Raw genomic sequence first — 13,345 nt, 5'->3', positions numbered from 1 at the left:
CTGAAACTCAGGGGGAGAAGGCGGCGACGGGGTAAACAAGTAACGATTCAGCCGTATTTTTGATTATCCCTGAGCATAACCCCATACCTCGAATGAAGTACCCATTAGTTTCCGGCGGGGCGGCGCAGCGGTGAGAGTAGCGGCGTGATGTTTTATAATGCGTTGATTTAAAGTTATTTAATTTTTATTCGGGGTGTACCCCTAAGGGGATGAAGGCGCTATTTACGCCGCCAACTACTTGCATTCGGGTTGATATACATCAACTTTGCCGCCGGGGTCGCCCCCTAGGGTGTGCAGAATGATCCCCCGTGTCTGAGGTTTTTATGTCGCAACTTGCAACGCCTTCATCAAAGAAAACCGGTGCGCTGATTCAGGACTGGCGTCCTGAAGACAGCGCCTTTTGGCAGCAGCGTGGCCATCGCATCGCCACCCGCAACCTGTGGATTTCCATTCCCTGCCTGCTGCTGGCCTTCTGCGTCTGGATGCTGTTCAGCGCCGTCGCGGTCAACCTGAACAAGGTGGGCTTCAACTTCACCACCGACCAGCTGTTCCTCCTGACGGCGCTGCCGTCGGTGTCGGGCGCTATTTTACGCGTGCCGTATTCATTCGTGATCCCGCTGTTTGGCGGCCGTCGCTGGACCGCCATCAGCACCTGCTTCCTGCTGGTACCGTGCCTGTGGCTGGGGTTCGCGGTGCAAGACAGCAGCACGCCGTACAGCGTGTTCGTCATCATTTCCCTGCTGTGCGGCTTCGCCGGCGCCAACTTTGCCTCCAGCATGGCCAACATCAGCTTCTTCTTCCCGAAAGCGCGCCAGGGCGGCGCGTTAGGGCTCAACGGCGGGTTGGGAAATCTGGGCGTCAGCGTCATGCAGCTGGTCGCGCCGCTGGCGATTTCTTTCAGCCTGTTCGGCCTGTTTGGCGGCACGGCGCAAAATCAGGCGGAGGGGGGGCAGCTGTGGCTGGAAAACGCCGCCTGGGTCTGGGTGCCTTTCCTGCTGATTGCCACCCTGGCGGCTTGGTTCGGCATGAACGATCTGGCGGCGGCCAAGGCCTCGCTGCGCCAGCAACTGCCGGTGCTCAAGCGTGGGCATTTGTGGATGCTGAGTTTGCTGTATCTCGCGACCTTCGGTTCTTTCATCGGTTTCTCCGCCGGTTTTGCCATGCTGTCGAAGACGCAATTCCCGGACATCGTGATCCTGCATTACGCATTCTTCGGGCCGTTCCTCGGTGCGCTGGCGCGGCCGGTCGGCGGCGCGCTGTCTGACCGTTTCGGCGGCGTGCGAGTGACGCTGATCAACTTTGTGGTGATGGCCGTATTCGCCGCGCTGCTGTTCCTGACCTTGCCGACGGCGGGTGAGGGCGGTTCGTTCATCGCCTTCTACGGCATCTTTATGGTGCTGTTCCTCACTGCGGGGCTGGGCAGCGGGTCGACTTTCCAAATGATCGCCGTCATTTTCCGTAAAATCACTGTCGATCGCGTGAAAGCGGCCGGCGGCAGCGACGAGAGCGCGCAGCGTGAAGCGGTGACGGACTCCGCCGCCGCATTGGGCTTTATCTCGGCGATCGGCGCCGCCGGCGGCTTCTTCATTCCCCAGGCATTCGGCACCTCGCTGGCGTTGACCGGTTCGCCGGCGGGGGCAATGAAAGTATTCCTGGTGTTCTATATCTTGTGCGTGGTGATCACCTGGGCGGTGTATGGCCGCAAGAAAAAAGCCTGAGTATCAAACGTCTTTCTCAATCCCTCCCGGCAGGGGAGGGATATTTCGCTCATCCCGAGTCATCTCTCCTCGCCTCCTCAGTGAAATTTTCTGTCTTTAGGTAAAATTCTCATCTCCGCTTGCCGTTTTTTTCTTTTTTTATAGCACTATCTCTCAATGTGGGAATATTTTCGCCAAAACGGATTATATTATTTGTACGTTTTTTCCGTTTTATTGAGAGTATTCTTACATTAAGGCGTTAATATCTTTCCGCAGATTAAATGAAATTTCCGGGACGGTAAGGCATAATTAGTGCGATTGTTATAAAATCAGTAATAGGGTTTTGTCATAGATGCTGCACGCACTGAGTGGAATGTGTAACGGGGTTAAATCAGATAACTCTCATTCTGTTTTTTCCGGCTTTTTGTAGTCTATCTGACAATCAGATTAGGTGGAAAAACACAATGAATTCACGGATAAGAATGAAATTTCACAATTTTATTCGATTAACAATCTAACAACAACGCTAGTTTTTCCTTTTTAAATCAATGAGGTGGCCATTTGAATTTTACGGTAGCCATGAAAGAAATCCATGTTGCCAGCAGGGAAAAAGAGTCATTTGGGTAAACGGAACATCCTTAATAAGGCCTAATGTAAAAAATGAAATCAGAAAATTTTTATAAAGGCCAATATCCGATGAATGCAACCTGTTGAGTTTACATTTAATTTCTTGAACATTTTTTGATATTTCTATACAAAGTGTGCAGGACAGGCACGCTAAGGAAATTAAAAGTGAATCTTGATAAAAGAATAAAGATTAGGAATCTCGATGTTCTGACTCCTGCCGGGGAGAAATTTCGTCTGCGTTGGAAGGAGTATCAAATTCTTTCGCTGCTTGTCGCCAGATCGCCAGAGCTGGTTACCCGAACGGAAATTATAGAAAATATCTGGAAAGGAACTTACTGCTCAGATTCAACGATAAATCAAACAATTAAATCTATTCGCCAAAAAATTAGCGACACGGAACATACGCTTATCAGAACCATTCCCCGTTTGGGTTACAAGGTGGAAAATCAAGCGGCTTTTCACTTTATATCCGAGGATGAGGGCTACGCTGATGATGATATATTAAATGGCGATGAAAATATTGGCGTTGATATTCAAGCGGAACTTTCTGAAAATGAAAGTGAGTCGTCTGAAACAAACGATGAAAAAATAGATAAGCCGCGTAAATCGACGCTGGTTGCTGCGCCTGTTGCAACGGTAGAGTCAGCCCACGAACCCACGCGTGAAAAAAAGTCGACGACGGTGCGGCGCTTTTTCAGCATGCCCGCCAGCCGCGTAGTGAAATACCTGACGGTATTCGCTTCGTTGCTGGTTATTTCACATTTTTCATATGTGCTCGGCAACCAAACTCGCCCACCGGTGATCAATGATATTCAGAACAACACGCGCGTGGTGTTGACGCTGACGCTGAATAATCCCCATACCAACAGCCCGCAAACCCTGCTCTGCCTGTACCAGGGCGAGAGCATGGAGCAGGCGACCATCGAATGTGTCGACCCTAAGCAAGGGCAGCTTAAGTTGCCGGTAAAATATGAGACTTCTTCTACGCCGGGTAAAGGTCGGATTAATCTCATATTGCCGAACAAAACCTTGCAATATCAAGTTGCTTACGATGTTAAAAATTAGCGCTGAATGAGGTTTTATCTTTAGCGATAATTTTACATTTGATGAAATCTTTTATTTCATTATTTGTTATTTGAAAGCCAGGTTCGATTTGTCCAGTCTGGAACTCATTACCTAACGCATATTAGCGTCCTGTTTCCATCGAGGTGACAGGAATAATGAGAACCTGCTGAGTGACAAATTATGGATAAGCGTAAAGTAGCTATTATCGGGGGTTCCGGTTTTATCGGAACACGCCTGGCAAAACGTCTCAGTGCGCGCGATGATCTGACGTTGGTCATCGTTGACAAGCAACCCAGCGCACATTTTCCGGCGCTCTATCAGTATGGCGATGTGACGCAGCCCCAGACCCTGCAAGAACCGCTGGCGGGCTGTGACGCCATCATTAATCTGGCGGCGGAGCATCAGGACAACGTCGATCCTATTTCGCTCTATTATCAGGTCAATGTCGAAGGCGCACGCCATGTCTGCATGACCGCCTCCGCCTTGAATATCCGCCAAATCATTTTCACTTCCTCGGTGGCCGTTTACGGGTTCGTCGAGCAGGAAACCGATGAAGGGGGACGTTTCGATCCCTTCAACCATTACGGGAAGTCCAAGCTCGAAGCGGAATACGTTTATGAAGCGTGGCGCAAGGCGGATAGCGCAAACAAATTGACCATCATCCGCCCGACGGTGGTATTCGGTGAAGGCAACCGGGGCAATGTGTATAACCTGTTTCGCCAGATCGCCAGCGGCCGATTCGTGATGATTGGCAGCGGCAATAATATGAAGTCGATGGCTTACGTTGAAAATATTGCCGCGCGGCTGGAACATGCGTTGGACCAGCAGTCAAGTTATCAGGTCAGCAACTACGTCGATAAACCGGATTTTACGATGAATCAATTGGTCGACGTTATTTCCTCCTCGCTGGGCAGAGAAAATAAGACGATTCGCATTCCTTATGTGGTGGGCATATGCGGGGCGACCGCATTGGATGTCGTGAGTAAAATAAGTCGTAAAAAATTCCCAATCAGCCGCGTCAGAGTGCAGAAATTCTGCGCCAGAACGCAATTTAAAAGTAATGTGCAAAATAATTTCGTGGCGCCGGTTGAACTTGATTCGGCAATCGAAAGAACCATTAAACATGAGTTTTCTGATAGATAACTTAACCGCACGCTGACGTTATTTACTTATTTCCGCCGACAAGCGGATAAATCTGTATTTTTCAGGATTAACTCATGCTGACTTATATCCTGGCCGGATCAATTTTGTTTTTGTTAATAGCGCATTGGGAGCTGTAACTCAAGGGCGGTAGCGTGCTTATTCGCTGGAGGAACGATGTTATATCAACTGAGCGTGATATTTGTGCTGGCGGTCGCCTGGGTGCTTATTGCCCGCCGGGCCGCCTTGACGGTGGGATTGGTGGATAAGCCCAATGCGCGCAAGCAACATCTGGGACATATTCCGCTGGTCGGCGGCATCGCCGTATACCTGACGCTGATGCTGATGACGCTGTGGCAACCCGCCTGGCTGCCCGACAGCACCGTCTATCTGCTGTGCATTACGGCGCTGGTGGTGTTGGGCGTGCTGGATGACCGCTTTGATCTGCCCGTGGCGCCGCGCGTCATGGTGCAGGGAGGGATCGCGCTGGCGATGATGCTGGCGGCAGGGATGCAGCTTTCCTCATTGGGCTATGTCTGGGGGCATCAGGAAGTGATGCTCGGCTATGGCGCGTTGCTGCTTACGCCGCTGGCGGTATGGGGAGCGATCAACGCCTACAACATGGTGGATGGCATCGACGGGCAACTGGGCGCTTTGTCCTGCGTTACCTTCGTTGCATTGGCCATCGTGTTCGGATTGGGCGGCCGGGAAGATCTGGCGCTGTGGTGCCTGGGCCTGATCGCTGCGCTGGCGGCTTATCTGCTGTTCAACCTGAGCCTGTTCGGCGCGCGCAACAAGATCTTTATGGGGGACGCCGGCAGCATGGTGATCGGCTTCAGCGTGCTGTGGCTGGTGTTGCTGGCGACTCAGGGGCCGCAGGCGGTAATGCGCCCGGTCACCGCGCTGTGGCTGATCGCCATTCCGCTGATGGACATGGTGACCGTGATGGTGCGCCGCCTGTTGCGCCGCCAAAGCCCCTTCAAAGCGGGCCGCGATCATTTGCACCACATTCTGATGCGTCGCGGGCTCAATGCGCGCCAGGCGCTGGCGATGAGCACCATGCTGGCGGTGACGCTGGCCTGCGTCGGCATTTGCAGCGAAGTGTTGCAGCTGCAGGAAAGCCTGATGCTGGTGGCGTTTCTGTTTTGTTTCTGCGGTTATTTCGCCATGTTGCGCGAACCGCGTCAGGCGACGGTGTTCAGCGATAATCCGACCGTCGGCCGTTAATCCCCTCACGGGCTGCGGCAGCAGCCCGCTTATCACGGTACTTCCATGAATTTTCATTTGCCTCTTTTGATGCCGTTGGCCTTTACCTCCGCGTTGTTGAGCGGGTGTACGGTGGTCCCCGGCTCACATTTACCGACCAGCGGAAAAGCCATCGTCGTGCAGCAGGACGACGATTTCGATTTGAATGACCAGGTGCAGGTTTATCGCATGTCGCCGATGCTGCTGCAGAAAATGCGGCGCGTAGAACCGGTCGCCCGGCCGAATCCGGCGCTGGATCAGCGGTTGCAGAACTATCAATACCGCATCGGCGTCGGCGACGTGTTGAACGTCACCGTCTGGGATCACCCCGAGTTGACCACGCCGGCCGGGCAGTACCGCAGCGCCAGCGATACCGGCAACTGGGTGCATGCGGATGGCACGATCTTTTATCCCTATATCGGGCGAGTGGCGGTGGTGGGCAAGACCGTCACCGAAGTGCGCAGCCTGATCGCCGGCCGTCTGGCGCAGTACGTGGAAAGCCCGCAGGTGGACGTCAGCATCGCCGCTTTTCGTTCGCAGAAGGCCTACGTGACCGGCGAAGTGAAAACCTCCGGCCAACAGGCGATCACCAACGTGCCGTTGACCATTCTGGACGCGATCAACGCCGCCGGCGGCCTGACGGACAACGCCGACTGGCGCAACGTGGTGCTGACCCATCAGGGCAAAGAGCGGGCTATTTCGCTGCAGGCGCTGATGCAGCGTGGCGACATCAGCCAGAACGCGCTGCTGCAGCCGGGCGACATCCTCTACATCCCGCGCAATGACGAATTGAAAGTGTTCGTGATGGGCGAGGTGGGCAAGCAAGCGACGCTGAAGATGGATCGCAGCGGCATGACCCTGACCGAAGCCCTCGGATCTTCCGAAGGGATCAGCCAGACGGTGGCGGATGCGACCGGGGTGTTCGTGATCCGGCCGAGCGGCGGTAAAACGCCGCAGCGGCTGGCGACGCTGTATCAGTTCGATCTCTCCGACGCCAGCGCGCTGGCGATGGGCGCTGAATTTCAGCTGCAACCTTACGACGTCGTGTACGTCACTGCGGCGCCGATCGCGCGCTGGAACCGTTTGATCAGCCAGCTGGTGCCGACCATCAGCAGCTTTAACGATCTCAGCGAGGCTACCTTGCGCGTGCGCAACTGGTAACTCCGCAGGGTGAATAAGGAACAGAAGATGAAAAACAATGCGCTGTCCGTGATGGTGGCCGAACAAGATGAAAAGCTGGAGTGGGAGCGGCTGATCGGGCCGCTGTGGGATAACCGTTGGCGGATCGCCGTCGTGACCGGTTTGGCCGGCGTGCTGGGCGTCGCCTACGCCCTGTTGGCCACCCCGGTGTATCAGGCCACGGCGGTGGTGCAGGTGGAGAAGCAGCTGTCCGGCGATTCGCTGCTGCGTGAAACGCTGGACAGCACGATGGGGCAAAGCTCGGCGACGCAGGATGAGGTGACGCTGGCCAAGTCACGCTACGTGCTCGGCAAAACGGTGGACGCCCTCGGCCTGACGGTGCGCGTCAGCCCGGACTATTTCCCGGTGTTCGGCAAAGGCCTTGCCCGGTTGAGCGGTGAAAAGCCGCCGGTGCTGAACATCACCACGCTGACGACGCCGGCGGACATGCAGGGCGAAGCGCTGACGCTGACGGTGCGCGACGGGCAGCATTACGAATTGAGCCATGACGGCGACAAACTGTTCAGCGGCGTGGTCGGGCAGCCGGTGGCGCAGGGCGGTTGGAACATGACCGTCTCGGCGCTGGACGCGGCGCCGGGCGCCAGCTTTACCGTGGTCAAAGTCGCGCGTCAAGAAGCGGTGGACGATCTGCGCAAATACCTGGACGTGGTACCGGGCGGCAAGGACAGCGGCATCATGGCCTTTACGCTGCCGAGCGAAGATCCGCAGAGCGCCGAGGCGATGCTGAAGAACATCACCGACAACTACCTGCAACAGAACGTGGATCGCAAAACGGAAGAGGCGCAGCGCATGCTGGCGTTCCTGCAAGAGCAATTGCCGCAAACGCAAACCTCGCTGAACAATGCCGAAACCCAGCTCAATCAGTTCCGCCAGCAAAACGACTCGGTGGATCTGTCGCTGGAAGCCAAATCGGTGCTGGATACTCAGGTGCAGCTCGAAGCCCAGCTCAATGAGCTGACCTTCAAGGAAGCGGAGATCTCCAAGCTCTATACCCGCGCGCACCCGGCTTACCGGGCGCTGCTGGAAAAGCGCGCCACGCTGGAGGCGGAAAAGGCGCGGCTGGGTAAACAGGTGCAGACGCTGCCGAAAATGCAGCAGGAGATCCTGCGCCTCACCCGCGACGTGCAGGTGGATCAGCAGGTTTACATGCAGCTGATGAACAAGCAGCAGGAGCTGAGCATCAGCAAGGCCGGCACGGTGGGCAACGTTCGCATCATCGACGAAGCGGAAACCGCTATCCGGCCGATTAAGCCGCAGAAGATGCTGATCGTCTTGTTGGCGCTGCTGCTGGGGGCGGGAGGCGCCGCCTCGGTGGTGCTGCTGCGCGCGGCTTTCCATCGCGGCATCAATGATATCGATACCCTGGAGAAGCGGGGCATCAACGTCTACGCCACGGTGCCGCTGTCGCCGTGGCAGGTCAAGCGCAACCGCGAGCAGCGTCATTTGCTGCCCAAATCCGGCGGCCGGCGCTTGCCGATCCTGGCGGTGGCCGAACCGACGGATCTGTCGGTGGAAGCGATCCGCAGCCTGCGCACCAGCCTGCATTTCGCCATGATGGAGGCCAAAAACAACATTCTGATGGTCTCCGGCGCCAGCCCGGAAAGCGGCAAGAGCTTTACCAGCACCAACCTGGCGGTGGTGGTGGCGCAGGCCGGGCAGCGGGTGCTGTTGATCGACGCCGATATGCGCAAAGGCTTCCTGCACCGCTGGTTGGCGGATGATGGGCATCAGGGCCTGTCCGACATGCTGGTGGGCAACGTGACGGCGGAACAGGCGGTGCGGAAAACCGCCATCGCCAACCTGGACTTCGTGCCGCGCGGCCAGGTGCCGCCGAACCCGTCCGAACTGCTGATGCACCGCCGTTTCGCCGATTTTCTGCGCTGGGCCGGGCAAAACTACGATCTGGTGCTGATCGACACGCCGCCGATTCTGGCGGTGACGGACGCGGCGATCGTCGGCAATCACGCGGGCACCTCGCTGCTGGTGGTGCGCTTTGAGGTGAATACCGTCAAGCAGATCGAAACCAGCATGCGCCGCTTCGAACAGAATGGGGTGACGATCAAGGGCGTGATCCTCAACGGCATGGTGAAGAAGGCGGCAACCGACATGAGCTATTACAACTTCGCCTACCCAAGCCATCGGGAAGAGCTCCCGCAGGCAGGGGAGTAAGCGGGTGAAGGCCATTATCACCAATGCCCTGTGGCTGATGCTCGAACGCGTTTCGCTCAGCCTGTCCGGCATCTTCGTCTCCATTTACGTTGCGCGCTATCTGGGGCCCGCGCAGTTTGGCGCGCTCAACTATCTGTTGGCGACGATCGCCATCGTGGTGCCACTGGTGCAGTTGGGCGCCGACAGCATCATTTTCAACCGCGTCGCCCGCCGACAGCCGAGCGGCATTCGCCTGATGCTGGCGTCAATACGCCTGCGCCGCCGGCTGTTCCTGGTGGTGGCGCTGCCGATACTGATATGGAGCTATTTCAGCCAAACGCCCGCCAGCCAACTGATGACGCTGTTGCTGCTTGTCAGCGCCTATTTCTCGATTCAGGACGTGTACAAGATTTATTACGATGCCCGCCTGCAGTCGAAACGCAATACGCTGATCAACAACCTGGCGCTGCTGCTGTCGATCGGGCTGCGGCTGGCGCTGGTGAGCGCCGCGCTGCCGCTGGTGTGGTTCGCGGTACCCTACATCCTCAGCAGCGCCGTGCCTTACCTGGTGCGCCTCTGGTTATTCCGTGGGGAAGCTGCGGCCTTGCCGCGGGTTACGCCGCGCCAGGCCAGGCGCTACGGCCATTACTTGCTAAAGGTGGGGCTGCCGTTGGCCATCTCCAGCCTGTCGATAGTGATCTATACCCGCATCGATCAAATCATGCTGGGCAATCTGGTCGGCGAACAGGCGGTAGGCTGGTTCAGCGCCGCCACCACCCTCAGCCAAGGCTGGGTTTTCGTGCCGATGGCGCTGATCACCTCGTTGATGCCGGGCATTGCCAGCTGCCGCGATCCGTTGGAGCAGGAGTACCGTATCCGGGTGCTTTATCTGGTGGTCCTGGGCCTGTCGTTGCCGGTGTTGCTGGGCCTGTGGTGGTTCGCCCACCCGGCCATTGCGCTGCTGTACGGCGCCGCTTTCCAACCGGCCGCCAACATCCTGGCTATCTGTACGCTGACCTCGCTGTTTTCGGTCATGGGGACGGTTTCGTACCGCAGCATCGTGCTGTTCGCCGGCTATCGCTTTATCGCCATCAAGATGCCGTTGGTGGCTGTGGCGAACGTGGTGATGAATCTGCTGCTGATCCCGCGCTATGGCCTGATCGGTGCGGCGGTGTCTACGCTGCTGGCGGAATTCATTTCGTTCTTTGTGCTGAACAGTTTATTCCGTGGCGGAAAAATTACCCGACTGCAGCTGACCTGTTTTTACTGCCTGCCGCGTCTTGTCAGCAAATTAAGGAGAGAGCATGTTAAACATCCTGGTTAAAAACATTTCCAAGCGCCTGCCCGATGCCTGGCACCATCAGGTTAAATACGCGCTCTATTTCAAGAAGCTGCCGCACCTGTCAAAACCGACCGGCTTCAGCGAAAAGATCATGCGCCGCAAAATTTACCCGCGCAGCATCTACACCACCTTGTCGGACAAGTTCAAGGTACGTGAATTTATCGCCGGTCTGTGGGGCGAGGAGTATCTGGTGGAGCTGTATGCGCATGGCACTGAACTCAGCTACGACATGTTCAGGCAATTGCCCAACGCCTTTGTGCTGAAGGCCAACCACGGCAGCGGTTATAACCGGTTGGTGTTCGACAAGCGGCAGGTTAGCTACGCGGAGTTGTACGATCTCAGCAACGCGTGGATGCGCAGCAACTTTTATGAGCAGAGTCGCGAAAAGCATTATCTGGATATCGAACCTTGCATCATGGTGGAGCGCATGTTGCTGGATGGCGAACAGGTGCCGAACGATATCAAGTTTCATTGTTTCAACGACAATCATGAAATTCGCATGTTCATCCAGGTGGATTATCAGCGTTTCGGCACCCATCGGCGCGATATTTTTGATGTCGACTGGAACCGCACCGAAATCCGCATCAGCTTGCCCAATGCCGACGAACCGATGCCGCGCCCTACACGGCTGGATGAAATGATACGTTTGGCTCGCCAGACGGCGCAGCAGTTCTCTTATGTGCGCGTGGATTTCTACCAGGTCGGCGAGAAGGTGTATTTCGGTGAGTTGACGTTTACGCCTGGCGCGGGGCTAAGCAAGCTGATGCCGAAAAACATTGAGCAGGAATGGGGCAGTTATTTTACTGAGTAAACGCTTATGCAAAGAGTCGCCTCCAATTTTCAAATGCATGCCAATGCCGGTTATAATCAGTCGCGGGATTTGATCAATCAATCCATCGTATTGACCTTCCTGCTGATGTTTTTCGTGAAAACCTTCCTGACCTCGGGATCGTTCAACAGCGAGCTGATTAATAAAGCCGTGCTGGGGCTGAATGGCCTGATGTTGCTCTATGTCGGTTATGCATTTTTTATCGCTACGCTGGCGGAAAAGGCGGTTGCGGGTTTTTTGGTTCTGCTGTTTCTTATGAATATTGCCACCGGGCATGGTGATTATCTGTTTGGTGCGGTATTCAGCACGGCGGTGATAATTTTATTTCGTCGTATCGAAATGGGGCGTGGCGCTGAAATGTTTGCCATCACCTTTGTGGTGGCAGGGTTGCTGGTGGTTATTCCCTATACCTTTTACACTGATGGGTTTGTTTACCTTGATGAACGTTATGGCAACAGATTAACGCTGGGGTTCGATAACCCGAATACCCTGGCGTATTATTCTTTTGCCTTGTTCGCCACACTGCTGTGCCTGATCGACCATGCGAAATTAACGCGTGGAATGAAAAATATCGCTTCGTTGGCGGTATCGGCGTTAATTCTCCCGGTGCTGATGTATTCCTATTCTCGCACCTGTTTTATGCTGGCGTTGTTGATGCTGCTGCTGTTTTGGCTGGCGCCGCTGCTGCGTGTCGCCCCCAACAGAAAAGTCTGCATCGCGCTGACGTTGGTCATTGTAGGCTTTCAATTCGCCAGCGTTATACGCTGGGGAAACAATCCGGCATTGGACGTGCTCTTGAACCAGGCGCTGACCGGCCGGATCTGGTTCTCCTGGCAGATGTTTCAGGCGGTGGGGCTACCCAATCCGCTGTTCGGCATGAATATAGAGCCGTATAAGCCAGTCGATTTCTTCTTCATCGCCATGTTTTATTCGGCCGGTGGCATCGCCTCTGTCGTCATGCTTTCTTGTTATTTTCACTTGTTGGGCAATATGCGCAGGCTGAGTCGATTCATGCGCTGGGTGGTGGTGGTTTTCCTGTTAACAACCTTGACGGAAACCTATTTTTTGGTCCCGGTATTTAACGTGTCGTTATTGTTGCTTTGCCGTGGAAAAGAAATAATAAATTCTAAGCTGGAGGGTTAAGAAATGGATTTCTCTATCGTGATCCCTATTTATAATAGTGCGCGCTATCTGCCTAAAACGCTGAAGCGAATTTTCAACGCTTGCCAAGGGTTCGACTATCAGGTGATTTTGGTTGATGATTGCTCTGACGAGGATGACATCAAATCTATCCGCCAGATAGCGGCGACCAATAGCAATGTGATGCTGCATGAGAAAAAACAGAAGAGCAATGCGGCGGTATCGCGCAACTTAGGCACCAAGTTAGCGCAATCGGAGATCGTGTTTTTCCTCGACTCCGATGATTACTTCACGACCAACTATATTATTCGCCGCATGAAGAAGCATGAAGATCGCCATATTGACATTATCTTCGGCAACTATGCGGAGGTGAGCGGCGATTCGGTACGCGACTTCAACTTCCACTACAAATCCGGTTCTTCCGGCGAAGATTTTCTTTTTCTGGAAATGGGCGATATTCGGTCATCCACCATCAGCATGCGTAAAAAAAGCGATCGCCGCTTTTTATTTCCCGAGTTTCTCAATAAGCATCAGGATTGGGGCTTTCTGGTCAACGCCACCAATTTGGGCGCGCAAGTGGCGCATGACGCCGGCGGCGGGGTGTTTCTCGACGTGGGGCGCTACGGGCGCATGACGGCGAAGCTTAATCTGGAGGCCAGCGACCGCTTTATCAATACCTTCCTCAGCCCCAGCGATCGCCATATCAGCGGATTCGCCTGTAAGCATCTGCTGGCCTCGCTGTATTCGGAAAACGCCCAGGCGTTCAATTATTACTCGTCGCGCATCGTGCGGCATAGCCTGAGCGGCAAGTTCAAGATGATCAAATGGTATGGCGATTGTCTGGCGCGGTTGGGGTTGTTCTCGGTTGGCGGCCGGCTGCTGCGCAACGTGCGCCAGGGATTCAGGAGATGA

General features: G+C 55.1%; 10 protein-coding genes. All 10 read left to right on the top strand.

All coding sequences use genetic code 11. The features are described 5' to 3' along the window. The first annotated feature begins 323 nt into the window (after positions 1 to 323). The 10 genes from ACJ8IM_RS01300 (at position 324) to ACJ8IM_RS01255 (ending at position 13,345) form a co-directional block, all read left to right on the top strand. Positions 324 to 1,718, top strand: coding sequence for a NarK family nitrate/nitrite MFS transporter (locus tag ACJ8IM_RS01300; protein ID WP_033653665.1), 1,395 nt, complete (start codon positions 324 to 326; stop codon positions 1,716 to 1,718). A 771-nt stretch (positions 1,719 to 2,489) separates the two neighbouring features. Next, a complete protein-coding gene (locus tag ACJ8IM_RS01295; RefSeq protein WP_033653666.1) occupies positions 2,490 to 3,389 on the top strand; it encodes a winged helix-turn-helix domain-containing protein in 900 nt (299 codons plus the stop codon). A gap of 180 nt (positions 3,390 to 3,569) precedes the next feature. Next, positions 3,570 to 4,532, top strand: a complete 963-nt coding sequence (locus tag ACJ8IM_RS01290; RefSeq protein WP_033634936.1) for an NAD-dependent epimerase/dehydratase family protein — start codon at positions 3,570 to 3,572, stop codon at positions 4,530 to 4,532. A 174-nt stretch (positions 4,533 to 4,706) separates the two neighbouring features. Then, the gene (gene wecA / locus ACJ8IM_RS01285; RefSeq protein WP_033647732.1) at positions 4,707 to 5,756 is read left to right on the top strand and encodes a UDP-N-acetylglucosamine--undecaprenyl-phosphate N-acetylglucosaminephosphotransferase; all 1,050 of its coding nucleotides are present in this window, start codon (positions 4,707 to 4,709) and stop codon (positions 5,754 to 5,756) included. A gap of 45 nt (positions 5,757 to 5,801) precedes the next feature. After that, a complete protein-coding gene (locus ACJ8IM_RS01280; RefSeq protein WP_033647730.1) occupies positions 5,802 to 6,935 on the top strand; it encodes a polysaccharide export protein in 1,134 nt (377 codons plus the stop codon). 27 nt (positions 6,936 to 6,962) lie between these two features. Beyond that, positions 6,963 to 9,143 (top strand): polysaccharide biosynthesis tyrosine autokinase, encoded by a 2,181-nt coding sequence (locus tag ACJ8IM_RS01275; protein ID WP_033634933.1) that lies wholly within the window; start codon positions 6,963 to 6,965, stop codon positions 9,141 to 9,143. A gap of 4 nt (positions 9,144 to 9,147) precedes the next feature. Next, positions 9,148 to 10,446 (top strand): flippase, encoded by a 1,299-nt coding sequence (locus ACJ8IM_RS01270; RefSeq protein ID WP_033653667.1) that lies wholly within the window; start codon positions 9,148 to 9,150, stop codon positions 10,444 to 10,446. Beyond that, the gene (locus ACJ8IM_RS01265) at positions 10,427 to 11,275 is read left to right on the top strand and encodes an ATP-grasp fold amidoligase family protein (protein ID WP_033647726.1); all 849 of its coding nucleotides are present in this window, start codon (positions 10,427 to 10,429) and stop codon (positions 11,273 to 11,275) included. Before ACJ8IM_RS01270 ends, ACJ8IM_RS01265 begins: the two co-directional genes overlap by 20 nt. A gap of 6 nt (positions 11,276 to 11,281) precedes the next feature. Beyond that, positions 11,282 to 12,436, top strand: a complete 1,155-nt coding sequence (locus ACJ8IM_RS01260) for a hypothetical protein (RefSeq protein ID WP_033653668.1) — start codon at positions 11,282 to 11,284, stop codon at positions 12,434 to 12,436. A gap of 3 nt (positions 12,437 to 12,439) precedes the next feature. Further along, positions 12,440 to 13,345 carry a glycosyltransferase family 2 protein gene (locus ACJ8IM_RS01255; RefSeq protein WP_033653669.1) on the top strand — a complete coding sequence of 302 codons (906 nt, stop codon included), beginning with the start codon at positions 12,440 to 12,442 and terminating at the stop codon, positions 13,343 to 13,345.

Source organism: Serratia sp. CY33525, from assembly GCF_052169115.1.
Lineage (GTDB): Bacteria > Pseudomonadota > Gammaproteobacteria > Enterobacterales > Enterobacteriaceae > Serratia > Serratia sarumanii.
Note: the sequence above shows the minus strand (reverse complement) of the source record. Positions and strands in the feature narration are given on the sequence as shown.